Raw genomic sequence first — 23,670 nt, 5'->3', positions numbered from 1 at the left:
GATTCTTATCCGTTGCTCGGCAATGTCCCTTGCTGAATATGTTCTTATGAAAGTAACATAAGGAATTAAAGATGAAACTGAAAACCCTCCTGCTTTTTGCCTGCGCGGCGCTGGTGTTGTTAAGCCAGCCGGGCATGGCCAAACCAATCAAGATCGGCATGGCGGTTGACGACCTGCGCCTGGAGCGCTGGCAAAAAGATCGCGATATTTTTGTCGATAAAGCAAAGTCCCTCGGTGCCGATGTGTTTGTCCAATCCTCCAACGGCAATGAAGAAACACAGATGTCACAAATCGAGAATATGATCAATCGCGGTGTTGATGTGCTGGTCATTATTCCCTACAACGGCCAGGTGTTAAGTAACGTTATTGCCGAAGCGAAACGGGAAGGGATAAAAGTCCTCGCTTATGATCGAATGATAAATAATGCTGATGTGGATTTTTATATCTCCTTTGATAATGAAAAAGTAGGACAATTACAGGCGCAAAGCCTGGTCAATCGGGTACCCCAGGGTAATTATTTCCTGATGGGCGGCTCGCCGGTGGATAATAATGCCAAAATGTTTCGCGCCGGGCAGATGACGGTGCTTAAGCCGCTGATCGACAGCGGCAAGATAAAAATCGTCGGCGACCAATGGGCCGACGGCTGGTTACCGGAAAACGCCCTGAAAATCATGGAGAACGCCCTTACCGCCAATAATAATAAAATTGACGCGGTAGTGGCGTCCAACGACGCCACCGCCGGCGGCGCCATCCAGGCGCTGGCTGCCCAGGGACTGGCCGGCAAGGTGGCCATCTCGGGCCAGGACGCGGATCTGGCCGGGATCCAGCGCATCAACCAGGGTACCCAGACCATGACGGTCTATAAACCCATTAAACAGCTGGCGAGCGCCGCCGCCGAAATAGCGGTACAGCTGGGCAATGGTGAAAAGCCCAAGTCCAACGCGTCCCTGAACAACGGCCTTAAGGATGTCCCCTCCTATTTGCTGACGCCGATTTCGGTGGATAAAAGCAATATAGAAAGTACGGTCATCGCCGATGGTTTCCACAAGAAGTCCGATCTGAACTAATCCGCCTGAACGCCGGTTGTTGTCTGTGACGTGAACTGAACCGGGCCGCCCTATGCTGCGGCCCGGTTGCGGAGGTTGATTATCATGGCGTCAAATTTGTTGGAAATGAAAAATATCACCAAGCGGTTCGGCCAGGTCAAGGCGGTGGATAATGTCTCGCTGTCCATCGAGGCCGGCCAGGTGTTATCGCTGTGCGGCGAAAACGGATCGGGCAAGTCGACGCTGATGAAAGTGCTGTCGGCGGTATATCCGCACGGCACCTTCGACGGCGAAATCCTGTTTGGCGGCGAACCGCTGGTGGCGCACGGGGTACGCGATACCGAACAAAAGGGCATTGCCATCATTCATCAGGAGCTGGCGCTGGTGAAACAGATGACGGTGCTGGAGAATATTTTTCTCGGCGTCGAGTGGGCAAGATTAGGCGTAATGGATTACGACAATATGTACCTGCGCTGCCAGCGGATGCTGGCGCAGGTAAAACTGAATATTGATCCCAACACCCGGGTCGGCGAACTGGGGCTGGGCCAGCAGCAGCTGGTGGAAATCGCCAAGGCGCTTAACAAACAGGTACGCCTGCTGATCCTCGATGAGCCTACCGCCTCGCTGACCGAAAGTGAAACCGCCATTCTGCTCGATATCGTCGACGATTTGCGCAATCACGATATCGCCTGCATCTATATTTCCCATAAGCTCAATGAAGTCAAAGCCATATCGGACGTGATCTGCGTTATACGCGACGGCAGGCATATCGCCACCCGCCCGGCGGCGGGCCTGAGCGAGGAAGCGCTGATTACCATGATGGTGGGGCGCGAATTGACGGAGCTTTATCCCCGCCAGCCCCATGCGATTGGCGAGGAAATCCTGCGGGTGGAGGGCCTGACGGCCTGGCATCCGGTTAACCGGCATATCCGTCGCGTCAACAATGCCGCCTTTAGCCTGCATAAGGGTGAAATCCTCGGCATCGCCGGGCTGGTGGGATCGGGGCGTACGGAGCTGGTGCAGTGCCTGTTCGGCAGCTACCCCGGCCGTTGGGAGGGCTCGATTATCCTTAACGGCGCGCCGGTACGCTTCGCCAACTGTCGCCAGGCGATGCGCCGGGGGATCGCCATGGTGCCCGAGGATCGGAAAAAGGACGGCATCGTGCCGGTGATGAGCGTCGGGTCCAATATTACCCTGGCGGCGCTCAGGCAATTCACCGGTGGATTCGGCATGGTGGATGAGGCCGGCGAACAGGCCGCGGTGCGCGACGCCATCGAGCGGCTTAAGGTGAAAACGTCTTCGCCGGAGCTGGCCATCGGCCGGCTTAGCGGCGGCAACCAACAAAAGGCCATCCTGGCCAAATGCCTGCTGCTGAATCCGGACATCCTGATCCTTGACGAGCCGACCCGGGGCATAGATATCGGCGCCAAACAGGAAATTTATCTATTGATCAACCAATTGGTGCGGCAGGGCATTGCCGTTATCGTCGTGTCCTCGGAGTTGCCCGAAGTACTGGGCATTAGCGATCGGGTACTGGCGATGCACCAGGGTTCCATTAAAGCCGATCTTATCAACCGCGGCCTGACGCAGGAACAGGTGATGGAAGCGGCGCTCAGGAGTGACTCCCATGTCTAAAATTACGCGCACCGACGGTGCAACGGTCGCCGGTCCCGTCGCCGCCGGCGGTCTGAAATCCATGAACCTGCAGGTGTTTGTCATGCTGGCCGCCATCGTGGTCATCATGTTGTTTTTTACCTTTACCACCGAAGGCTCCTATCTGAGCGCGCGCAATATCTCCAACCTGCTGCGCCAGACCGCCATTACCGGCATCCTGGCGGTCGGCATGGTGTTTGTCATTATCTCGGCGGAGATCGACCTGTCGGTCGGCTCGATGATGGGGCTGCTGGGCGGCGCGGCGGCGATTTTCGACGTCTGGCTGGGGTGGCCGCTGCCGCTGACCATCGTGGTGACGCTGGTGCTCGGACTGGTGCTTGGCGCCTGGAACGGCTGGTGGGTGGCCTATCGTAAAGTCCCGTCGTTTATCGTTACCCTGGCCGGGATGCTGGCTTTTCGCGGCATTTTAATCGGCGTCACCAACGGCACCACGGTATCGCCTACCTCACCCGCCATGTCGCAGATAGGGCAGAGCTACCTGCCGGGCGGGGTGGGCTTCGGCATCGGATTCGTCAGCCTGGTGCTGTTTATCGCCTGGCAGTGGCGCCGGCGGGGCAATCGCCGGCGGCTGGGATTATCGGTGCCCACCCGCACCGGCGATATGACCCGCCAGGCGATTACCGCCGTGGTGGTGCTGGGCGCCATCTATTTGCTTAACGATTACCGGGGCGTGCCGACGCCGGTGCTGGTCCTGGTGGCGTTGATGCTGGCCGGCTTGTTTATGGCGTCCCGTACCGCGTTCGGCCGGCGCGTCTATGCCATCGGCGGCAATATCGACGCCGCCCGGCTCTCCGGCGTCAACGTCGAACGCACCAAGCTGGCGGTTTTCGCCATCAACGGCCTGATGGTGGCGATTGCCGGGCTGATCCTCAGCTCCCGCCTGGGGGCCGGGTCGCCGTCGGCGGGCAATATCGCCGAACTGGACGCCATTGCCGCCTGCGTCATCGGCGGCACCAGCCTGGCCGGCGGCGTCGGCGGCGTGGCCGGGGCGGTAATGGGGGCGTTTATCATGGCCTCGCTGGATAACGGCATGAGCATGCTGGACGTACCCACGTTTTGGCAGTACATCGTCAAGGGGGCCATCCTGCTATTGGCGGTGTGGATGGATACCGCCAGCAAAAAGCGGGTGTGAAACCCGATGTTGCCTCAGGGAAGGTCGCCGACGGGCGGCCTTTTTTTATCCGGCGCGCCGGACCGCTCCTTCGCAGGGTTCAAGGTGCGTTTATGAATAACGTCGTTAAACCCATTAATCAAAAGTTAAACGCTGATTAAATCAGCTTAAAAAACAAGCAATATATATTGGCGATTTTTTAAATAGTCTATTAAATTAAGTAGTGAAGAATATTTTTTCGTCCGGAGCCGCCGGCATGGAATGAGTTCCGGAAGTTCGTGATTGGCGGTATTTCATATCAGGTATTACCATGGCCGGTATTTAACCGGCCCTGATATTTCGGTGGGCATTTCACCAAAATATTTATTTTAAATAATTCAATAATTAATTATTATATAAATTAAATAAAGAATTAATGGTTAGGCTTAGTGGTTTTCTACTCCCTACACAGAGATAATCCGCTGATGATCCTGAATGAGTTTTTTAATGATGCAAAATTAAATCCCCTCGCATCCCTATTGGCGATTATTATTACCGCCATTGGCTTTGCCACCACATTCCTTATCCTGCTGATGTTTATCGACGATGCTAAAACCGACAGGTTTTACCCCGGGCATCAGCGCCTTTACCGTATCGAAACCCGGTTTATGCTGCCCAATGGCGATAAGATACGCTCCGCCCAGGCACCGCTGCCGTTGATTGACGCCCTGAAAAAAGATCCGGGCATCGAGGGCGTTAATTATGCTTTCCGGCTGTATGCCACCATTCGCAGCGAGGACCGGCTTGCCCAGCGCGCGCCGGTGTTTGCGGTCAGCCCCGGTTTCCTGGCGCAGTTGAATCCCTACCGGCAGCCCCCCGCCACGCTTGAAGCGAATGAAATCTATATTACGCCCGCGTTCAATCGCCAGTATCTCGGGCTGGCGTCACCCCAGGGCAAGACCATCGATCTGGGGGATAAAGGCCGGTTCGTGATCAAGGACGTGCTCGAGCCCCGCCCCGACAGCAGCGTCGCCATGCCGGCGATTATTGCCTTTTCCCCGGCGGTGATGGACGGTTACTACGATAAGCGCGTTGATTGGTATCACGTTCATATGTTTGTTTTTATCAAGACCGCCTCGGCCGCGCCGTTCGATAACCGCCTGCTGGATAAGCTGGTCGGGCTGTATGCGCCGCAGTTGCCCGGCGCGCCCTTTACGCCCGGGGAGTTTATTCATTTCAGCGCCAAAAATATCCAGCAGATGCATTATGACGACGGTTATGCCGATGACCTGGCCGGGGGGATCGCCAAACCCTTGCTGCATACCCTGTATGGGGCCGCGTTTTTTGTGCTGCTGACCACGGCGGTAAACTTTTTTAACGTCAATGCCGTCGTCAATGCCGCCAAACGGCGCACCTTGCATACTAAACGATCCCTTGGCGCGTCGGATAAGCAACTGGTCGCCGAGGCGATGGCGGTTATCGTGCCGCAGTTTGCCGCCATCTGTGCGCTGGCGCTGCTGATACTGATAGGTTTTTCCGCCGTGTCGCCGTATGTCCTGGCGCTGATATCACATCATGGCGCGGTGCTTCCGGTTGCGCTGTTCCTGGCGACGATGCTTCTCATCGGCTGCGTGGTATTGGCCTCGCATCTGCTCTATCTCTATTTATTTGTGTTGTCCGCCGGGGCGGGACGGGCGCAAAACCGGCACGATACCACGGCGGCGTATTACCTCAACCGGCTGACCCTGGTGACGCAACTGCTTATTTCCGGCGTGATGGTCTACATCTGGGCCGGGGCGACGGCGCAAAACCATTACGTTATGGATGCCGATTTTGGCTACCATAAAAAAAACCTGCTGACGTTTGAACCCAACGAACGACTAAACTCGCCTGAGGCCATGCGCGCGTTGCAAAGCCGCCTGAAAGAGGCGACAGGCAGCGGTAATATTGCGTTAAGCAGTTGGCGTCCCTTTGATATGTCGCGCACCGTGCTTACCGTCCAGCACGCCCGCCAGCAGGCCGGGGAGCAGTTCGTCACCGTCACCGCCCTCGATGTCGACCGCAGTTTTTCCCGGGTCTGGGGACTTGAGACCCTGGGCGGCGGGGAGAACGCCATTGCCGTAAGCGAAGACCCGGCGGTGTGCCACGTTATGGTTACCCGGTCTTTTATGGCGCTCATGGGGCTATCTTCTTATGATGAAACGCTTAACACCACGTTTTATGCCGAGGTGGGCGGCGCGAAGCGCAGACTGCGCGTGCTGCGTATTGTCGATAACTTTTACCTGGGGGAGCGCGCCCGGCAGCCGCCGCCGTTGATGCTGTTTATTAACGAGCGGGTGGAAAAGTATGCCGCCATCGGGTTTGCCACCGCGGCGCAGCGGGATCGAATCACCTCATTGCTCAGCGGATATGGGCTGGCGGACATGCATATGCAGACGGTGGATGAGCTGCATGCCGATCATTTCAAAAACAGCCTGCTGATCCTAAATGTGATAAGGCTGGTCGCCTCGCTCTCCCTGTTACTGATGCTGGCGAGCGCAATGGTCATCGGGCTGTCGGAAGCCCGGCGGCTCAAGCAGACCCTGCTGATAATGGAGGCGGTGGGCGGCTCGGTTTATACCAGCGCGGTATTTTTCCTGCGGCAAAACGTACCGCCGCTAGCGGCGGCGCTTTCATTTTCCTTTGCCATCGGCTTTGTTTTCCTCAGACGGTGGTTGCGCCAATATGAGGTGATCACCGGCCTGACCTATACCTATGCATTTGCCGCCCTGATGCTACTGGCGCTGGCCGTGGTGGCGGTGATGGCCATGGCCCTGCTGGCCGGCGGCGGCCGGATGTCGCGTCCGGGGCGCAGGTAAAGCCCATGGATGTCAAGCTGGATAAAAAACATGGCGTCCATCGGCGCGCCGGCTGGATCACCTGGTGCGCCGTCGCGCTGTTTATGCTGCTGTGCGGGTGGCTGTATAAGCTGGCCACCACCGATAATTACCTGCGGATGCCGCTGGCGAACGTAACCCTTCATCCGGTGACGCGCGGCGCCTATACCGATACCCTGATCACCCGCGCGGTCGCCATGCCTAACGAAAGCGTCATCGTTTCCTCCGAGCGTGGAGGCAAGGTGGTCGATATCTATAAAACCTCCTCCGATTACGTCAAGAAGGGCGAAATTATCGCCCGCCTGTCCAATTACGATTTTGTCCTGCAGGTGACCTCCCGTATCGCCGATGCCACCGAGCAGATAAACAACCTGCGTAATATGCGCATGTTATTGGAGCGAAACAGCCGCGATACTAAGGTAGAACTGCAAAAATCCCATTACAACCGGCAGAAGATCGCCAAGGATATCCGGCGCAATAAAAAGCTATTCGAAAACGCCATTATTGAAAAAGCCAAATATGAGGATCTGCTGGATGAGTTAAACCACTGGGAAAAAACCTGCGCCATTTTGTCCGGGCACGATCGGCAGCAGGATCAGATCCTGCCGCAACAATTCCAGGAGATCGATCGTTCCATCAACCGTTTGGGCAAACTGGTGGATTTGATCAAAGGGGGCCTGGAACAGCTGGTTATCGTTTCGCCCATTGAAGGCACGCTCTCGTCGCTGGATATCAAAATCGGCCAGCAGATCAAGCCCGGCGATAAGGTCACCATCGTCGACAACCTGCATTCTTACTATTTTGAAGCTGATTTCAGCGAATATTACCTGGATAAAATCAAGCCCCAGGCCAATGTCGTGGCGCAGGCCGGCGGCGTTGAAATTCCCCTGACCATCGAATCGGTATCTTCCGTGGTGGATAACGGCAAATTCAAAGCCAGGCTGAGATCGTCCCGGCCGCTGCAAATGGTCCTCAAGCGCGGGCAGTCCATCGATTTGCATGTTTTCCTGAGTACGCAGCAGGACGCGCTGCTCACTCCTTCCGAAGCGGTGTTTTTTAATGAGGGCCAGGCGCTGGTCTATGTGTTTGACGAAAACGGCCGCCGTGCGGTGAAAACGCCGGTGCGGGTCAAGCGGCAGGGAGCGGCTCAGGCGGAAATTACCCGCGGGCTAACCGAAGGGCAACAGGTGGTGACCTTTGCGGATAACGACTACGAAAAATCCAACATCATTGAGTTTGATTGATATGATAAAACTGGAAAAAGGCGGCAAGTTCCACACCACCAGGACCATCAAGACCCTGGCGCTGAACGGGGTCGATCTTCGCGTCGGCGCGGGGGATTTCCTTGCCATCATGGGACCGTCCGGCTCCGGCAAATCCACCTTGCTAAACGTGCTGGGCATGTTTGAATCCCTTGATGAAGGCCGCCTGATCCTGGCCGGGGAAAACGTTTCCGCCCTGGGGCATGCGCAGAAAATCGCGTTAAGACGGCGGCTTATCGGCTATATATTCCAATCGTTTAACCTGATTCCCTCCATGTCGGTACATGACAACGTCGCCTTGCCGCTGAAATACCGCGGCGTGGCAAAGCCCGAGCGCCGGCAGCGGGTCGACCAGATCCTCGAGGTTTTCGGCCTGGAGCACCGGGCAGGGCACCATCCGGCGCAGCTGTCCGGCGGCCAGCAGCAACGGGTGGCCATCGCCAGGGCGATGGTTTGCCGTCCGGGTTTGATACTGGCGGATGAACCCACGGGCAATCTTGACAGCAAGAACAGCCGCGACGTGCTGGCGCAGCTGAAAAAGATCAACCTGGAAGGGACCACCGTCGTGATGGTGACGCATTCACAGGAGGCGTCGAATTACGCCAACCGGGTCATGACCATGCGTGACGGCTATCTCGAATGACAAGGCAGTCAGCAACAGGATGTTAACCAATGGAGGGGGTGAAGAGGGTATGAATGAGAAAGCAAGCTTCAGGGTGTTTAACCGCTGAGCCCATGTCACGCTTATCTCCAGTCTGGTCACAGCCTGGCCGGGACGATATGATGATTAGGAGAGGGGCATAGCATGAAACCAGAAACCGCCGCACCCATGATGACCATCGAGCAGGACCCGCGCTGGCAGGCCATCGTCACGCGCGATAAAACCGCCGACGACCGGTTTATCTACGCCGTCAGGACCACCGGGATATTCTGCTCGCCTTCCTGCCCGTCGCGCCTGCCGCTGGCGGGAAATGTGCTGTTTTTTGCCAATGCCGAGGAAGCGTTGCGGGCGGGCTATCGCCCCTGCAAACGCTGCCGCCAGGGGCGGTCCACGCTGGCCGAGGAGCAGGCGGCAAAAGTCGCGCTGGCCTGCCGTTATATTGAACGAGCCGACGGTATCCCGCCTCTGGCGGAGCTGGCGCGGCAGGCGGCCTTGAGTCCGTTTCATTTTCACCGCTTATTCAAGTCGCTTACCGGCCTGACGCCGAAAGCCTATGCCGTGGCCTGGCGTAATCAGCGGGTGCGGCGGCGCCTGGCGGAGAGCACCAGGGTGACCGACGCGGTGCTGGACGCCGGGTTTAATTCACCGGGACGTTTTTACGCCGGGTCCGACGCGCTCCTGGGCATGACGCCCACCGCTTACCGGGCCGGAGGGTTGGGTATGGACATTGTATTTGCGGTGGGGCGCTGTACGCTGGGGGATATCCTGGTGGCGCAGAGCGCGCGCGGCATCTGCGCTATTCTGCTCGGCGACGATGCGCAGCGCCTGGTGGAGCAGCTGCAGGATACCTTCCCCCAGGCGGTATTGGCGGGGGACGATGAAGACTTCGCCCGCCGGGTTGCGCTGGTGGTGGGATTTGTCGATGCGCCGGCCCTTGGCCTGGATCTGCCGCTGGATATTCGCGGCACGGCTTTCCAGCAGCGGGTCTGGCAGGCGCTGCGGGAAATTCCGCCCGGCCGCACGGCCAGCTACCTGGATGTGGCGAAACGCATCGGCTCGCCCGCCGCGGTGCGCGCCGTGGCCGGCGCCTGCGCCGCCAATATGCTGGCGGTAGCCATTCCCTGCCATCGGGTGGTGCGCAGCGACGGCGCCTTGTCCGGCTACCGCTGGGGGGTGGAACGCAAACGGCGCCTGCTGGATACGGAGGCTAAAGGCTGAGTCGGCGGCGCGATAAATCTTTAATGGTTAGGCGGAGAAATAGCTTAATCCCACCCATGTCTTGGTTGGCGGCGTTTAATAATTCATCTATTGGGATGAATTTATTTAAGCAAGGTTTAATGCCGCTGTGATAAGGTTCATATCCGCTTGCAGTATTGACCTTTCGAAAAAATTTGCTGTAGATATAACTAATTTTAAATATTCATATGAGGAGCGACCATCATGGTGGAAGCGATAGCGGATCTGGCCGGATATCTGCTTTTCCAAAAAATCCCGACTGACATAGCCTGCAAAGAAATGTTCAAAAACGTCACCCGCCTGGAAGCCACCTATAGCAATAAGGGAAATAAACATACCTCCATTATCGATGCTCGGCAAGGGAGTAGCATGGAAGTTATGGTTTTACATAATAAACCAAAAGCCAATAAAGAAATAACCGCCAATGTTGAGTATAAGCTGGTATACAATATGGGCAGGTCATTCAGTGGAGCGGGTAATCCTTTGCCAGGCGATTTAACTACTGATGTGACGCAATGCTCAGATCAAGATGGTGAGAAAACAGCTTCAGGGCGCTGCTCGACCATTGTGGCTTATATGCCGGAGGGCTTTCATAAAGCAACGCTGCAAGACATAGTTGAAAATAAGGGCGAGGATATCGTTAGGCGATCTAAACCAATGAGTAGCACTATCACTAGCTTCGAAATCGGTAAAGTTTTCTGTAGCAAAGATGATAGGGGGGACCGGATACCGCTAAAAAGCGAGTACGACAACCGCCGGGGATGTACGATTTCATAGTGATTCAAACCTGATGTGAATATAATAACGGCCGCTGGAAGCGGAAGCCAAAAGCCGCAGGTAAATTATGTATAATGTACGGGAAGGTTCATTGCCCCTGATTATCTTTTTATACCCGGAAGCGCCAGGATGCCCCAGGTGACAATACCTCCCGCCAACCCCCAAAAGGCGCTGCCGATGCCAAAAAAACCGACGCCGGACACGGTCAGTGAAAAGGTGACGATGGCGGCGTCCCGGAGGCCTTCCCCCAGCAGGGCGCGATGCAGGCTGCCGGCGATGGCCAGCCCGACGACGAGCGCCATCACGATTGCATAGCGTGGCGCCAGGCGCCGCGTCGGCAAAAAGGCCAGGCACATGCCCGCCGCCCGGGCCGCCGGCAAGACAAGCTGATATAAAATTTCAATGTTGTTTAATGAAGGTTAGTTGATGTCACTCTATACTGTCTCTTAGCCGTATTGGTCGGGTTCAATTTTTATTTTATTCGATAAACCCTCTACACATGTTTATGGTTAAATAATTTTGTTCGCTTAGGGAGACTAGTGAATGAATGTTAATATCAATGGCGTCTCGTGTTATTTCACGGCCGCATCATCCTCAATCAATTTTTCAAATAATATCGGACAAAATCTTCATCGTGTTGGTCAATGTATAGACTCGCATCTCAAGACAATATCTGGCGATATAAAATTGGAAAACTGTTTCACCCCTGAGGGGAATAGCCGGGTGGTAATCAAAAGCGTGAGTGGAGATATAACGCTTTCTGGGGGGAGGTTAAATTGTGATGCCAAATCAGTATCAGGTGATATCAAATGTGATGATGTTCATCTGAAAAATGTTAAGACCGTATCTGGCGATGCGGTGTTGAATAATGGAGCAGCGGTCCAGCATGTGCAGACAACTTCGGGCGCTATAATACTCCAAGGTTCCAGCGCGGATTCTTTGAAAAACTGTTCCGGGAAAATAACTTTGAAAGATGGAAGCCATATCAAAGGCGATGTCATTATAACAGGAACAGGGACCCTATCAATAGAAAACTCCAGCATTGACAATATGCTTGTAATTAGCGCAAGTCATCTGAATATTGGCGCTAACGCGACAGTTAACCATATTTATTTGAAGAACGTTAATTGCATCTCCTCTACGTTTTTTTTTGATGATTTCCCTAATGTCGATAGCGTAAGGATAGGTGATTTTATCAATATGAACAGGGTTTCGGGAATTATCACAAACACACTCATAATCGATGGGGTAAATTATGGCCCGCAAAATCATGCAATCAACCGATCCTCAGGCCAAAATAGGGAGCAGCCACAAGAGAAGATCGTTACCATAGAGGATGGCGCTGTGGTGAAATCATTAGAGTTTGAGGGTGATAAATGTACTGTGATCCTGGAAGGTAACGCTCGTTTAGAAGGCAACCGCAATGTGCCGGGGCTTACCGTTCAAAACGCATAATCACGTTCCGCTCCCGGGCTGGCGGATACCATGCCGGCCGCGCCCAGGGCCGTTAGCGGAATAACTCCCGCGCCGGTAGCTGCAGCCCGCGCTGTTGCCGCCAACGATCCAGCGTCAGGCTAGCCAGCCGCGCAACGCCACGGTAGAAAGGGTGATCCGTGCCCTGTTCCAACAGCGTCAGGTAGCGACCCGACCAGGGCAGGAGATGCTGTTCCAGCAAGGCATCCAACTGGCCCGCGTTATTTTCCGCCAGCCAGGCGGCCAGCATGAGCAGCAGGCCGATATGGTCCTCCGGCTCGCCGTCCCGCTGCCGGGTCGTTATGCCTTCCCGGGCCAGCCAGCGGCGCAGCGCCACGGTTGATTCGCCAAACAGCACGCCCTCCCGATCGAGATAGACCGATCCCCAGGGTGGCGCCGGCAGCGCGTAGGGGCCGATAAACAGATTCTGGAAGGTATCCTCAAGGGATTCATGCCAGGGGGAGGCCAGGCCTTGGCGGATAAGCGCCGCCGCGGCCCTGGTGCCGGCCATTTCCGGCCATTCATGCTCCCAGCCCGGCGCCGCCAGCGCGTTCAGCAGGCCGGCGTTTGGCGCCGACAGGGGAGGGTAATACAGCAAGGCCCCCAGCGTGCGCCCGGCAAGGGCAATCAGCGCATCACTCATATTATCTCCCGATGCCTCGTGGCCTATGTTCCAGAGGAATACCGACATTGGCGGCCCGCATCGCCCGGCAAATTCCATGCCCATGTTATATGCAGTGGGTAAAATAGCGCCCGGTCGCTATTAGCGGCCTGCATTAACCGGCAATCGCCATGCCCACCGTCATATGCAGGCCGTAAAATAGCGCCCGGCCGATAAGCTCGCCGCCGAGCACCAGCACCAGTCCCAGCGCAAGACCCGCCAGCGGCGGCGTGTTACCGCGCGCCACCGGCCACAGCCAGCAGGCCAGGCCCAATACCAGCAGCAGCACCCGGCCCGCCATCAGCGCGCCGTAATCGGGTATCAGCGTCGACGCCTGCTGCACCGAACTGTGGATAGCGGCCAACCCGGCGGCCTGCATGATAACCGCCGCCACGCTTATCATGGCCGCGATCACGCTGACCCAGGGCAGGTAACGCCAGCCCGGTCCGCGGATCCCCGCCATCTGCAGCAGCAGGCAGCCGAGCAGCGGGCCGCCGATAAACACCGTCAGCACAAAACCGAGCGGGGTATACAGATTGTACCAGGTGGGCACGGTATCAATCATATAGACCCGGCCCATGGCATATAAAAACACCAGTCCCGACAGCGCGGTAATCACCAGCCAGATCTTGTTTAGCCGCCCGGGCATGCGATTGAGCACCGCGATCAGCCAATAAATGCCGCCGAGGGCGAAAAACAGCGAGCCGGCGGCGATTTCGTTGCTCAGCGGCGAAGCGCCGAGGCGATTGAGCGCGTTCATGGCGCGCATCGGCGATCCCAGGTGCATCATCGAGGCGATAAATCCCAGCCCCATCAGCAGCCAGAGGAAAAACATCGCCAGGTGCACCCGACGCGCCTGTTGTGGCGTCAGGCGACCGGCCAGCAGCGCCATGGCCATCACCAGATAACCGCCGATCACGCTCTGGCCCGCCACGGTAAAAAACATCAGCGGCCATTCATGCCATCCGTTACCCATATCACACCTCCTTTGGGTTGGCGAGGAAGCCGGTGGTGTCGCCCTGCGGGCGACAGTTGGCGTTGGCTTTGATCACCAGGTTGGGCATGGTGAAATGCGCCGCCGGCAGCGGCGCCACGTCGGCCAGATCGCCATACTTTTCGCGCAGTTCGCCGATAGGCGCCAAATCCAGCGCGCGCAGCGGGCAGGATTCCACGCAGATGGGCTTAAGCCCTTGCGCCACGCGCTCGCGGCAGCCGTCGCATTTGGTCATATGCCCCTTGGCCACGTTGAACTGCGGCGCGCCATACGGGCAGGCCATATGGCAGTAGCGGCAGCCGATACAGATCGCCTCGTCGACCACCACAAAACCGTCCTCCCCCTTGTGCATGGCGCCGCTCGGGCACACCTTGACGCAGGCGGGGTCCTCGCAGTGATTACAGGCAATCGAGAGATAATAGGCGAACACATCCTGGCGGTAGCCCGCGCCGTCCGCCTGCCAGGTGCCGCCGGCATACTCATAGATGCGGCGGAAGCTGACGTCCGGGCCCAGGTTCTTGTAATCCTTGCAGGCCAACTCGCAGGTTTTACAGCCGGTGCAGCGACTTGAATCAATATAAAAACCGTATTGCGTGCTCATTCACTACACCTTTTCGATCTGTATCAGGTTGGTATGCTGCGGATTGCCCTTGGCCAGCGGCGACGGCCGCTGGGTGGTGAGGGTATTAATGCAGCCGCCGTGATCGACTTTATCCCCGGCCATATCGGCCTGATGCCAGGCGCCCTGGCTGACGGCCGTTACGCCGGGCAGGATGCGCGGCGTCACCTTGGCGTCGATCCTGATCTCGCCCCGGTCGTTGAATACCCGCACCTTATCGCCGTTGCGGATGCCCCGGGTTTCGGCGTCGATAGGGTTAATCCACACTTCCTGCGGACAGGCGGCCCGCAGCACGTCGATATTGCCGTAGCTGGAGTGGGTGCGCGCCTTATAGTGGAAACCGGCCATTTGCAGCGGGAAGCGCGCGCGCAGCGGATCGTCCCAGCCCTCGAAGGTGGGGACATAGCGTGGCAGCGGGCTGATGCTTTCATCCGCCTGGAGCTGCCAGGTGGCGGCAAGCTGCGCAAGCCGCTCGGAGTAGATTTCAATTTTGCCGGACGGGGTTTTCAGCGGATTGGCCGCCGGATCCTCGCGGAATTTACGGTAGGCGACAAAGTGGCCGTCGGGATCCCGGCGTTTATAAATGCCCTGGGCTTTTAACTGCTCATAGGACGGCAGCAGGGGATCCCTGGCCAGCATCTTGGCATATAAAAACTGCAGCCATTCGGACTGGGTACGACCTTCGGTGAATTTTTGCGCCACATCCGCGCCGAGGCGCCGCGCGATATCGCTGGTGATCTGGTAAATCGAGCGGCGCTCGAATTTTGCCGTGGTGGCGGGCTGGCCGAAAATCAGATACCCCATATTGGCGGCGTAATCGTTGGGGACGATATCTTCCTGTTCGGTGGTCATCAGGTCCGGCAACAGGATATCGGCGTATTTCGCCGATGAGGTCATAAAGTTTTCAATCACCACGATCGTTTCGCAATCCCGTTCGTTTTTCAGGACCTCATGGGTGCGATTGATATCCGAATGCTGGTTGACCAGGGTGTTGCCGGCGTAGTTCCAGATGAATTTAATCGGTACGTCAAGCCGGTCCTTGCCTTTTATGCCGTCTTTTAACGCCGTCATTTCTTTACCGCGGGAGATGGCGTCGGTCCACAAGAATACCGGGATCTGGGTTTTCACCGGATTGGTCAATACCGGCAGCCGTTCGATGGTAATGGTATAGGTGGACTCGCGGGCGCCGCTGTTGCCGCCGTTGATGCCCACGTTGCCGGTCAGGATCGGCAGCATGGCGATGGCGCGCGCGGTTTGCTCGCCGTTGGCCTGGCGCTGCGGACCCCAGCCCTGGCAAATATAGGCCGGTTTGGCCGATCCGATTTCACGCGCCAGCTTGATAATACGATCGCGGGGAATGCTGGTGATCTTCTCGGCCCACATCGGCGTCTTGGCGATGCCGTCGTCGCCCTGGCCGAGGATATAGGCTTTATAGTGGCCGTTGGCCGGCGCGCCGGCCGGCAGGGTTTTTTCATCATAACCGACGCAGTAGGCATCCAGGAACGCCTGATCCACCCGATTTTCGGTGATCAACACCCAGGCAATCGCCGACACCAGCGCCGCGTCGGTACCGGGACGAATGGGGATCCATTCGTCCTCGCGCCCGGCGGCGGTATCGGTATAACGCGGATCGATTACGATCATCCGGGCGTTGGAGCGCTCGCGCGCCTGCTCCAGATGGTAGGTAATGCCGGCGCCGCTCATGCGGGTTTCCGCCGGATTGTTGCCGAACATCACCACCAGTTGGGTATTGACGATATCCGACGTGCTGTTGCCGTCGTTGCTGCCGTAGGTATAGGGCATGGCGGCGTTGATCTGGGCGGTACTGTAGGTGCCGTACTGGTTCAGGTAGCCGCCGTAGCAGTTCATCAAGCGGGTAATAAGCGACCCCGAGGGCGAAGAGCGGGCAAAGTTAGCGCCGGTTGCCCCGGAGGAGTAATGTATGTAAACCGCTTCGTTGCCGTAGTCCTTGACCACGCGCTTAAGGTTATCGGCGATGGTGTCCAGGGCCTCGTCCCAGCTGATGCGCTGGAATTTGCCTTCGCCGCGCTCGCCGACGCGCTTCATCGGGTATTTCAGCCGTTCCGGATGGTTCATCCGGCGGCGCATGGAGCGGCCGCGCAGGCAGGCGCGCGCCTGATGATCGCCATATTCATCCTGGCCGGTGTTATCGGTTTCGACCCAATATACCTCGTCGTCGCGCACATGCAGCCGCAGGGCGCAGCGGCTGCCGCAGTTAACCGAGCACATGCTCCATACCACCTTGTCGGCCGCTCCCGCGGGCGTCGCCTGGGGTTCTGCCGCGCGGGCAAAGAGGAACGGCAGCTCCAGCGCGCTGCTGGCCAACAGCAGCCCTCCGGTCGCCATGCCGCCTTTCACCAGGCTGCGCCGGCTGATGGACGCCTCGCCAAGCAGGGCTAATGTTTTACTTTTCATTTTTCACCCGTTACATTGCTCACAAAAGTGCTTAGCATAGCCACAAAGTTATAAGACCATATAGTTACTGTGGTTACAGTTCATGGACTCATAGTGCGCGAAAAACAGGCATAAAATATTGTTCCCGAACAAAGTCGCATAAAAAAAAGGGTTTTTAATAGCGGAAAGTTTGAGGCGGCCCGCATTTATCGTACAAATAAATGACGGCAGCGTCGCCTCCTCTGCATGTTAAATCCAAGGGTTATCAGCCGTTTGTCGCGTCACGGATTTTACCTGCTTCACAAGCTCCACTCCGCACGTCTATACTGTATAAAAATACAGTATCTGGAGTCGGCCATTATGACGTTTTATCCCGCAGCGCAGGGCACTGGCATCACCCCGCTGCCGTTTTTCGGCGATCGGGTTGCCGCGGGATTTCCCAGCCCGGCGCAGGATTATGTGGAAAAGCGGATCGATATCAACGAGATTTGCGTGCGCCATCCGGCCAGCACCTACTTTGTGCGGGCCACCGGCGACTCGATGATAGAAGGCAATATTCATGAAGGGGATATTTTGGTGGTGGACAGTTCCCTTAAACCTCAACACGGCAATATCGTCATCGCTTCCGTCGACGACGGTTTTACCGTAAAACGCCTGCAGCTCCATCCCCGCGCGCAGCTGATGCCGATGAATCCCGCCTTCGCGCCTATCCTCATCGACGAGCATAGCCAGGTGGAAATCTTCGGCGTGGTCACGTTTATTATCCATGCGGCGCTGTAGCCATGTACGCGCTGGTGGATATCAATGCGTTTTACGCCTCGTGCGAGACGGTGTTCCGGCCGGAACTGCGTGGACGGCCGGTGGTAGTATTGAGCAACAACGACGGCTGCGTTATCGCCCGCTCCGCCGCCGCCAGGCAGCTTGGCATCGCCATGGCCGCGCCCTATTTCAAGATCAGCCGGCTGCTTGAACAACACGGCGTAACGGTGTTCTCCAGTAACTATGGCCTGTATGCCGATATGTCGCACCGGGTGATGGCCCTGCTTGAGGAGATGGCGCCGGCGGTTGAGATCTACAGTATCGATGAAGCCTTCCTTGATCTCACCGGGGTCGACCACTGCATGTCGCTGGAACAGTTTGGCCGCGAGGTGCAGCTCAAGGTGCGGCAGTGCGCCAAGCTCAACTCAGGGGTAGGCATTGCCCCCAGTAAAACGCTGGCTAAGCTTGCCAACCATGCGGCCAAGCAGTGGAGTAAAACCGGCGGCGTGGTGGATCTTTCCTCGCCGCTGCGCCAGCGTAAACTCATGGCGCTGATGCCGGTGGAGGACGTGTGGGGCATCGGGCGGCGTTTGGGTAAAACGCTGCGGGCGATGGGCATCGGCACGGCGCTGCAGCTGGCGGATTCCCATCCGGCGTTTATCCGTAAAAACTTCAGCGTGGTGCTGGAGCGCACGGTGCGGGAGCTGCGCGGCGAGCCGTGCCTGGAGGTGGAGGAGATGCCGGCGGTCAAGCAGCAGATTATCTGCAGCCGCAGCTTTAGCGCGCGCATTACCCGTTACCAGGATATGCGCGAGGCGGTATGCAGTTATGCCGTGCGCGCGGCGGAGAAACTGCGGGTGGAAAAACAGTTTTGCCGGCAGATATCGGTATTCCTGCGCACCAGTCCGCACGCGGCGGGTGAACAACACTACGCCAACCAGGCCACCGGCCGTATTTCCATCCCGACCCAGGATTCACGCGATATTATCGCCCAGGCGATGCAGTGCCTGGACCGCATCTGGCTGGAGGACCGGCGCTATATGAAGGCCGGCATCGTGCTGGGCGACTTTTTTGACCGGGGCGTGGCGCAGCTCGGCCTGTTCGATCGGTACCAGCCGCGCGTCAACGCCGAGGCGTTGATGGCGACGCTGGATAACGTCAACCGATCGGGCAAGGGCCAAATCTGGTTTGCCGGGCAGGGTATCCGCCAGGACTGGAAAATGAAACGCGATATGCTGTCGCCGGCCTATACCACCCGGGTCACCGATTTGCCCCGCGCGGCGCTGTAACTGGTTTCACCGCGGATTACGCGCGCAGATCATCCTGATGCGCGTTGACCCATCCGGCCAGGGACTGCAGCGGCGCCTTCAGCGTCTTGCCCAGATCGGTGACCTGATACTCAACCCGGGGCGGGATTTCGGCAAATTGGGTACGCCGTACCAGGCCCTTGGTTTCGAAGGCGCGCAGCTGTCGCGTCAGTTCTTTTTGCGTAATCGGGTACACCCCCCGCTGCAGTTCGCCAAAACGTACCGGGGCGTCGATGACTATCAGCCGGTACAGGATTGGAATGGCCCATTTGCCGGCCACCAGGTCGACAAAGGTGATCATTGGACAGGGGGCGGCGGCCGGCGGCGGTAAATTTTTTTTCGGTTGCGCAATCGCCTTGGTCGTCATTTCATACCTCTCGCCTCTTTAGTATCCTATTGGTACCTACTATCATTTTAATACTATCATATCAATAATGGCGTTTTCACCTGTTGAGGGTTAAAAATGAACCGTTTAATTGATAAGTATGCCTTAATCACCGGCGGCGCCAGTGGCATCGGGCTGGAAACCGCCCGTCAGTTCCTGGCCGAGGGCGCGACCGTCGCCATCACCGGGCGAAACGCGGATGCGCTGGCGCGTGCCGCCGCCGATCTGGGCGGCGAGCGGGTGATGTGCCTGCAAAGCGATGCGGGCGACCCCGCCGCTCAGGCGATGCTGGCGCAAAAGCTTTCCGCCCGGTGGCCCCGGCTGGATGTGCTGTTGATCAATGCCGCCGATGTGACCCACCGGCCGGTGGAGGGGTGGGATGAAGCGAGCTGGGATCGCCTGATGGCCACCAACCTGAAGGGACCGTTTTTCCTGGTGCAGTCACTGCTGCCGCTGTTGCATGCCCCGGCCTCGGTGATTTTATGCGGTTCGGTCAGCGCGCATATCGGCCTGCCGCAAAGCAGCCCATATGCCGCCAGCAAAGCGGCGCTGCTGTCGCTCTCCCGTACCCTGTCGGGAGAGTTGCTCTCACGCGGTATCCGGGTCAACAGCTTAAGCCCCGGGCCGACACAGACCCCGGCGCTGGAAAAGCTGGGTCTGGACGGGGCGGCCTATGCGGCCTTGCTGGCGGAAATCAAACAATTGGTGCCGCTCGGCCGGCTGGGCACGCCGCTGGAACTGGCTAAAGCGGCGGTGTATCTTGCCTCCGACGAATCGGCTTTTGTGGTGGGCAGCGAATTGATTGTCGACGGCGGGGTAAGCGGTTTATGATTCGCCGACGGCCGTGTCCTATTGCGGCTTAAAACCGATGGCCCGCGCGGATCAGCGCAAAAAAAGGACGCACAGCACTATGATTATCCTCAGGAATATGGCCGCCGTGGAATACCCGGACTATCGCCTGTTGCTTATTGGGGAATACGCGCGGGATTTGAGCGCCACCCACCGGTATGACATTCATCGGGGCAGGGAAAATGCCCGCGCCAGTATCGACGGCTCGTTGCCGCTCGGAGTGGATACCGCGGATCACCAGCTGTATTGCATTGAGCCCGCCGATGCGGACGCCGATCTGGGCCAGAGGCCGGTGGCGGGGTATTTATGGGTCGGACGCAAAGGCGATACGGCCTTTATCTACGATTTTTACATCCTGCCCGCCTGGCGCCGCCGGGGACTCGGCCGCAGCGCGTTAGCACAGTTGGATCGGCTGCTGCGCGGGCAGGGCGTTACCGAGCTGGGCCTGCGGGTGGCGGCCGGCAATCCCGGCGCCCAGGTGCTGTATGATGCCTGCGGTTTCCGGGTCACCGGGGTAAATATGGCAAAACCCCTGTGACGCGGTCGATCACCTGATGATAAACGCGCCCCGCGCCAGGCATTCGCCGTTGATAAACACCTCCACGGCATGTTTGCCGGCGTAGTGCATACGGGTAGTGAAATTGCGGATGGTCTGGCTGCGGGTAATCTCGACGGTGGCCAGCGGCGCCAGCGTCAGGGTTTTCAGTTTAAACACCTTGACCGAGGTGCCGCCGGATTTCTTGACATAATGAATCGCATAGTCGATCACCAGCCGCTGGGGCAGGGGCGAGGTCGAACTCAGCCGGAACGCCAGCCGCAGGGCGTCGCCCAGCAGGATCTCGGCGGGGGCGATCCGCAGCTTCCCGACGCTGACCAGGGCAGCTTCCCCGGCGCCGACCAATCCCAGCGCCCGCCGGTCCCCCTGCTTGATCAGGGTGCGCAGCGCGTGCCGGGCGATCCAGGCGGTAGGCGGTTGTTGCAGCGGCCAGCCCTCCAGCAGATCCATCACCCAATCAGGATGATCCTTGGTGATATCGTTAAGATGATTGGCCACGGATTTGCGGACATACAGGCTGGGATCGGCGCGCAGGTTGTCGAGGATGGGTTTTACCGGCGACGGGTCGCCCAGCAGCGCCTCCAGGCGAAACGACCAGGGCAGGCGCGGGCGGCTGCCTTCGCTGGCCAGCCGGCGGACGTGCTCGTTATCGTCGCGCGACCAGCGCTCCATCAGCGCCAGTCCGCGCGCCAGGTCCCGGCGCAGGAATGGACGCACCGCGAACTCCGATGAACCGAACGCGGTAAAAAAGCGCAGGGCCGCCATCGACCGATCGTAATCATCCAGTCCGTACATCGCCACATACTCCGGCAGCACCAGGGTGACAAAACGGTTGTCCAGCCGTGGCGCCAGCCGGCGTAAAATCTCCAGCGCCTGCGCATAGTCCGCCGGCAGGCCGTCATGCAGGCAGACGCTTACCCGGCGCAGGCGCGCCATCAGCGATAAATCATCCAGCCCCTCGGCGGTGGCGGCCAGGAAACGCGCGGCATCGAAGCCCGGGTGGACGGCGGCGGTTTGCGCCGCGATATCGCGCAGCCGGGCGTGATTAAAGATTTCTTTCAGCGCGGGCGCGCTTTGCTCGGTCATTTACCCAATCTCATGCGGGCGGGGAATATCGCAGGCTAATGAAAATCCCGCCCCGGCGCAAGATGCAAACCTGCGCATGAGCTTGCAGCGTAGAAGAGTAAAGCGTAGCGCGCCGGGGACAAGACGCCGGGAGCGTCTTTGAACAACGCCAGGGCGGCTCTCATGGATCAGATCCCTATTCGCGCGCCCGAGCCTCCGGCGATGGATTTGCGGCGTGTTACGATCTTCCTGCCATGGCCGCAAATATCGTTTTATCAGCGGATTGGGGCCGGGATATCCCCCGGCCGGAGATTTTATTTGATGCCCAGCGCGTCGCGCATGGTGTAGAACAGGTCGGTCTGGTCGGTCAGCCCGGCCACGTTGCCGGCGAAGGGGCCGAAGGCGGCGATGCGCAGCTGGGTGCCGGTATGGCCCTGGGACTCGGGGTCTTCCGAATTGCCGTAGCTGATGGCCATTACCGCGCCGTCTTTGGTGGTCAGCGCCTGGGTCAGGCCGGGCGCCTTGGCGTCCGCGGCGATAATTTGGCTGGAATGGGCATGATCGGCGGTTACCACCACCAGCGTATTGCCGTCGGCGCGGGCGAACTCCAGCGCTTTTTGCACCGCCTCGTCCAGGTCCACCGTCTCGCCGAACTGGCCGCACGGATTGGCGGCGTGATCCTGTTTATCGATGGATGCCCCTTCAACCTGCAGGAAAAAGCCGTTCGGATTGTTTTTCAGCAAATCGATGGCTTTTTGCGTCATGGCCGCCAGGGTCGGCATCGTGGCGCCACGCTTGGGATTATCGACGCAGGTGACCGGCTGCTGCTCAATATTGCCGTGATAAACGGCTTTGGGTCCCTGCCAGCGCACCGGCATATTACCCTCGGCGAACAGACCCAGCAGCGGCCGGTCCTGATTGGCCACGCTCACGCCGTTCAGGCCGTCCAGATCGCCCACCAACTGATAACCGCGCGCCTGGGCCTGCTCCAGCAGGGTTTTGCCCTGCCACTGCCCGGCCTTGGCGGTTTCGCCAAAGGTTTTGGCACCGCCGCCCAGGGTGACGTCGGCGCGGGCCGACAGCAGTTGCTCGGCAATAGAACCGCGCCCCTGGTTTTCCAGCGCCTGGGCCGGGCAGTTTTTACTGGTCGCTTCCGGGCCGTAGCATTTGCGTGAGCTGACGTGGGACACCAGGGCCGCCGGGGTGGCATCCTCCAGTTCGGCGGTGGAGACGTTGCCGGTGGCTTTGCCGGCCGCCTTGGCCAGTTCCAGGATAGTCACGTGATCCTTGCCGAACACATCGACCCCCAACGCGCCGTTATAGGTTTTCACCCCGGTGGACCACGCGGTGGCGGAGGCCGCCGAGTCGGTAACGTAATCCGGCTTATGGGAGGTCTTATCCAGGGCGTAATGGGTGTATTGGCCGGTCAGCGGCAGCGCGTCGATACCGGGGAAAACGTTCCCCGCCCCGACCGCGTAGTTGCGCGCGGCGGTTATTTCCGAGTCCCCCATGCCGTCGCCAATCAGCAGGATAACGTTTTTTGCCGGCTGGTTGGTCAGCGCGGCCCTGAGCGCCTCGGTTTGGTCGTACTGGAGCCGGCGGGCGCCGCCGGGCTGGGCAAGGTCGCCCTGCGCGGCGCGAAGGCTTTCGGCGCCGGCGGCCGAAGCGCCGTGCGATAACAGGCCGTTGCCGCCCAGCAGCGCGACGGTAAGGGCAAGGGAGAGTAAGGAACGATGCGGATGCGGCATAAATAAAACTCCTGTAGCCGGGCTAATCGAAGGGTGTGTCTGAATTTATTATTATGTAAGTCTACGTAACCTGGATGGCATTTTTATGACATCACCCTTTAATTGCCCGCGCCCGATGTAATCCATGGCTGTAAATAGCCATGGCGCTGAAGGGCGTCCAAGAGGTCGATATCCGGCCTGGGCCGGGCTCAGGGTTGAGGCGCGCCGGCATGCGCGC

21 protein-coding genes are annotated in these 23,670 nt (G+C 58.4%); 13 read left to right on the top strand and 8 right to left on the bottom strand.

Annotated elements, in window-relative coordinates; translation table 11 throughout:
* Window positions 1-71: 71 nt before the first annotated feature.
* From xylF to GRH90_RS02080, 8 genes are all read left to right on the top strand, one after another.
* On the top strand, window positions 72-1,067 hold the full coding sequence (xylF, locus tag GRH90_RS02115; protein ID WP_162364230.1) for a D-xylose ABC transporter substrate-binding protein: 996 nt from the start codon (window positions 72-74) through the stop codon (window positions 1,065-1,067).
* A gap of 84 nt (window positions 1,068-1,151) precedes the next feature.
* Complete coding sequence (locus GRH90_RS02110; RefSeq protein WP_162364229.1) at window positions 1,152-2,681, top strand: xylose ABC transporter ATP-binding protein; 1,530 nt, start codon at window positions 1,152-1,154, stop codon at window positions 2,679-2,681.
* Window positions 2,674-3,852, top strand: a complete 1,179-nt coding sequence (gene xylH / locus GRH90_RS02105; protein ID WP_162364228.1) for a xylose ABC transporter permease XylH — start codon at window positions 2,674-2,676, stop codon at window positions 3,850-3,852. The genes GRH90_RS02110 and xylH overlap by 8 nt, the downstream gene beginning before the upstream one ends.
* Window positions 3,853-4,295: 443 nt before the next feature.
* The gene (gene darB, locus GRH90_RS02100; protein WP_162364227.1) at window positions 4,296-6,668 is read left to right on the top strand and encodes a darobactin export ABC transporter permease subunit; all 2,373 of its coding nucleotides are present in this window, start codon (window positions 4,296-4,298) and stop codon (window positions 6,666-6,668) included.
* Window positions 6,669-6,673: 5 nt separating this feature from the next.
* On the top strand, window positions 6,674-7,930 hold the full coding sequence (gene darC, locus GRH90_RS02095) for a darobactin export ABC transporter periplasmic adaptor subunit (RefSeq protein WP_162364226.1): 1,257 nt from the start codon (window positions 6,674-6,676) through the stop codon (window positions 7,928-7,930).
* Window position 7,931: 1 nt separating this feature from the next.
* Window positions 7,932-8,591, top strand: a complete 660-nt coding sequence (locus GRH90_RS02090; RefSeq protein WP_162364225.1) for an ATP-binding cassette domain-containing protein — start codon at window positions 7,932-7,934, stop codon at window positions 8,589-8,591.
* 162 nt (window positions 8,592-8,753) lie between these two features.
* Window positions 8,754-9,827: a bifunctional DNA-binding transcriptional regulator/O6-methylguanine-DNA methyltransferase Ada gene (ada, locus tag GRH90_RS02085; protein WP_376766048.1), complete on the top strand. Its 1,074-nt coding sequence runs from the start codon at window positions 8,754-8,756 to the stop codon at window positions 9,825-9,827.
* A 222-nt stretch (window positions 9,828-10,049) separates the two neighbouring features.
* On the top strand, window positions 10,050-10,622 hold the full coding sequence (locus GRH90_RS02080) for a hypothetical protein (RefSeq protein WP_162364224.1): 573 nt from the start codon (window positions 10,050-10,052) through the stop codon (window positions 10,620-10,622).
* 101 nt (window positions 10,623-10,723) lie between these two features.
* Here GRH90_RS02080 and GRH90_RS02075 read toward each other — a convergent pair whose 3' ends face one another.
* Window positions 10,724-10,978, bottom strand: coding sequence for a benzoate/H(+) symporter BenE family transporter (locus GRH90_RS02075; RefSeq protein WP_162364223.1), 255 nt, complete (start codon window positions 10,976-10,978; stop codon window positions 10,724-10,726).
* 187 nt (window positions 10,979-11,165) lie between these two features.
* Between GRH90_RS02075 and GRH90_RS02070 the strand changes: the two genes are divergently transcribed.
* Complete coding sequence (locus tag GRH90_RS02070) at window positions 11,166-12,077, top strand: DUF4097 family beta strand repeat-containing protein (RefSeq protein ID WP_162364222.1); 912 nt, start codon at window positions 11,166-11,168, stop codon at window positions 12,075-12,077.
* Between the two features lie 52 nt (window positions 12,078-12,129).
* Here GRH90_RS02070 and dmsD read toward each other — a convergent pair whose 3' ends face one another.
* From dmsD to GRH90_RS02050, 4 genes are all read right to left on the bottom strand, one after another.
* Window positions 12,130-12,738, bottom strand: coding sequence for a Tat proofreading chaperone DmsD (gene dmsD, locus GRH90_RS02065; RefSeq protein WP_162364221.1), 609 nt, complete (start codon window positions 12,736-12,738; stop codon window positions 12,130-12,132).
* A 133-nt stretch (window positions 12,739-12,871) separates the two neighbouring features.
* Window positions 12,872-13,732, bottom strand: a complete 861-nt coding sequence (locus tag GRH90_RS02060; protein WP_162364220.1) for a DmsC/YnfH family molybdoenzyme membrane anchor subunit — start codon at window positions 13,730-13,732, stop codon at window positions 12,872-12,874.
* A gap of 1 nt (window position 13,733) precedes the next feature.
* The gene (locus tag GRH90_RS02055; RefSeq protein ID WP_162364219.1) at window positions 13,734-14,351 is read right to left on the bottom strand and encodes a DMSO/selenate family reductase complex B subunit; all 618 of its coding nucleotides are present in this window, start codon (window positions 14,349-14,351) and stop codon (window positions 13,734-13,736) included.
* Window positions 14,352-14,354: 3 nt separating this feature from the next.
* The gene (locus GRH90_RS02050) at window positions 14,355-16,805 is read right to left on the bottom strand and encodes a DmsA/YnfE/YnfF family dimethyl sulfoxide reductase (RefSeq protein ID WP_162364218.1); all 2,451 of its coding nucleotides are present in this window, start codon (window positions 16,803-16,805) and stop codon (window positions 14,355-14,357) included.
* A gap of 339 nt (window positions 16,806-17,144) precedes the next feature.
* On the opposite strand from GRH90_RS02050, the gene umuD reads away from it, so the two are divergent.
* Window positions 17,145-17,564: a translesion error-prone DNA polymerase V autoproteolytic subunit gene (gene umuD / locus GRH90_RS02045; RefSeq protein WP_162364217.1), complete on the top strand. Its 420-nt coding sequence runs from the start codon at window positions 17,145-17,147 to the stop codon at window positions 17,562-17,564.
* Between the two features lie 2 nt (window positions 17,565-17,566).
* A complete protein-coding gene (gene umuC / locus GRH90_RS02040) occupies window positions 17,567-18,832 on the top strand; it encodes a translesion error-prone DNA polymerase V subunit UmuC (protein WP_162364216.1) in 1,266 nt (421 codons plus the stop codon).
* Window positions 18,833-18,848: 16 nt separating this feature from the next.
* Here umuC and GRH90_RS02035 read toward each other — a convergent pair whose 3' ends face one another.
* The gene (locus GRH90_RS02035; protein ID WP_162364215.1) at window positions 18,849-19,217 is read right to left on the bottom strand and encodes a winged helix-turn-helix transcriptional regulator; all 369 of its coding nucleotides are present in this window, start codon (window positions 19,215-19,217) and stop codon (window positions 18,849-18,851) included.
* 96 nt (window positions 19,218-19,313) lie between these two features.
* Between GRH90_RS02035 and GRH90_RS02030 the strand changes: the two genes are divergently transcribed.
* Together GRH90_RS02030 and GRH90_RS02025 are read left to right on the top strand one after the other, a co-directional pair.
* Window positions 19,314-20,066: an SDR family oxidoreductase gene (locus GRH90_RS02030; RefSeq protein WP_162364214.1), complete on the top strand. Its 753-nt coding sequence runs from the start codon at window positions 19,314-19,316 to the stop codon at window positions 20,064-20,066.
* Window positions 20,067-20,145: 79 nt separating this feature from the next.
* Entirely contained in the window at window positions 20,146-20,622 is a 477-nt protein-coding gene (locus GRH90_RS02025) for a GNAT family N-acetyltransferase (protein ID WP_162364213.1), read from the top strand.
* Window positions 20,623-20,631: 9 nt separating this feature from the next.
* Here GRH90_RS02025 and GRH90_RS02020 read toward each other — a convergent pair whose 3' ends face one another.
* Both GRH90_RS02020 and phoA read right to left on the bottom strand, forming a co-directional pair.
* The gene (locus tag GRH90_RS02020) at window positions 20,632-21,726 is read right to left on the bottom strand and encodes a DNA alkylation repair protein (protein ID WP_162364212.1); all 1,095 of its coding nucleotides are present in this window, start codon (window positions 21,724-21,726) and stop codon (window positions 20,632-20,634) included.
* 293 nt (window positions 21,727-22,019) lie between these two features.
* A complete protein-coding gene (gene phoA, locus GRH90_RS02015; protein WP_162364211.1) occupies window positions 22,020-23,453 on the bottom strand; it encodes an alkaline phosphatase in 1,434 nt (477 codons plus the stop codon).
* Between the last annotated feature and the right edge of the window lie 217 nt (window positions 23,454-23,670).

The organism is Acerihabitans arboris, assembly GCF_010131535.1.
GTDB classification, from domain to species: domain Bacteria; phylum Pseudomonadota; class Gammaproteobacteria; order Enterobacterales; family Enterobacteriaceae; genus Acerihabitans; species Acerihabitans arboris.
The sequence above is the reverse complement of the archived record's forward strand: the minus strand, read 5'-3'. Positions and strand labels throughout refer to the sequence as shown.

What these genes read in the sequence shown, in the direction of transcription:
- GRH90_RS02075 (WP_162364223.1), bottom strand. Translation starts at nt 10,978, where the DNA reads ATGTGCCTGGCCTTTTTGCCGACGCGGCGCCTGGCGCCACGCTATGCA.
- darC (WP_162364226.1), top strand. Translation starts at nt 6,674, where the DNA reads ATGGATGTCAAGCTGGATAAAAAACATGGCGTCCATCGGCGCGCCGGC.
- umuC (WP_162364216.1), top strand. Translation starts at nt 17,567, where the DNA reads ATGTACGCGCTGGTGGATATCAATGCGTTTTACGCCTCGTGCGAGACG.
- GRH90_RS02050 (WP_162364218.1), bottom strand. Translation starts at nt 16,805, where the DNA reads ATGAAAAGTAAAACATTAGCCCTGCTTGGCGAGGCGTCCATCAGCCGG.
- GRH90_RS02110 (WP_162364229.1), top strand. Translation starts at nt 1,152, where the DNA reads ATGGCGTCAAATTTGTTGGAAATGAAAAATATCACCAAGCGGTTCGGC.
- GRH90_RS02030 (WP_162364214.1), top strand. Translation starts at nt 19,314, where the DNA reads ATGAACCGTTTAATTGATAAGTATGCCTTAATCACCGGCGGCGCCAGT.
- GRH90_RS02090 (WP_162364225.1), top strand. Translation starts at nt 7,932, where the DNA reads ATGATAAAACTGGAAAAAGGCGGCAAGTTCCACACCACCAGGACCATC.
- phoA (WP_162364211.1), bottom strand. Translation starts at nt 23,453, where the DNA reads ATGCCGCATCCGCATCGTTCCTTACTCTCCCTTGCCCTTACCGTCGCG.
- GRH90_RS02080 (WP_162364224.1), top strand. Translation starts at nt 10,050, where the DNA reads ATGGTGGAAGCGATAGCGGATCTGGCCGGATATCTGCTTTTCCAAAAA.
- GRH90_RS02025 (WP_162364213.1), top strand. Translation starts at nt 20,146, where the DNA reads ATGATTATCCTCAGGAATATGGCCGCCGTGGAATACCCGGACTATCGC.
- ada (WP_376766048.1), top strand. Translation starts at nt 8,754, where the DNA reads ATGAAACCAGAAACCGCCGCACCCATGATGACCATCGAGCAGGACCCG.
- GRH90_RS02035 (WP_162364215.1), bottom strand. Translation starts at nt 19,217, where the DNA reads ATGACGACCAAGGCGATTGCGCAACCGAAAAAAAATTTACCGCCGCCG.
- darB (WP_162364227.1), top strand. Translation starts at nt 4,296, where the DNA reads ATGATCCTGAATGAGTTTTTTAATGATGCAAAATTAAATCCCCTCGCA.
- xylH (WP_162364228.1), top strand. Translation starts at nt 2,674, where the DNA reads ATGTCTAAAATTACGCGCACCGACGGTGCAACGGTCGCCGGTCCCGTC.
- GRH90_RS02070 (WP_162364222.1), top strand. Translation starts at nt 11,166, where the DNA reads ATGAATGTTAATATCAATGGCGTCTCGTGTTATTTCACGGCCGCATCA.
- GRH90_RS02020 (WP_162364212.1), bottom strand. Translation starts at nt 21,726, where the DNA reads ATGACCGAGCAAAGCGCGCCCGCGCTGAAAGAAATCTTTAATCACGCC.
- xylF (WP_162364230.1), top strand. Translation starts at nt 72, where the DNA reads ATGAAACTGAAAACCCTCCTGCTTTTTGCCTGCGCGGCGCTGGTGTTG.
- GRH90_RS02060 (WP_162364220.1), bottom strand. Translation starts at nt 13,732, where the DNA reads ATGGGTAACGGATGGCATGAATGGCCGCTGATGTTTTTTACCGTGGCG.
- dmsD (WP_162364221.1), bottom strand. Translation starts at nt 12,738, where the DNA reads ATGAGTGATGCGCTGATTGCCCTTGCCGGGCGCACGCTGGGGGCCTTG.
- GRH90_RS02055 (WP_162364219.1), bottom strand. Translation starts at nt 14,351, where the DNA reads ATGAGCACGCAATACGGTTTTTATATTGATTCAAGTCGCTGCACCGGC.
- umuD (WP_162364217.1), top strand. Translation starts at nt 17,145, where the DNA reads ATGACGTTTTATCCCGCAGCGCAGGGCACTGGCATCACCCCGCTGCCG.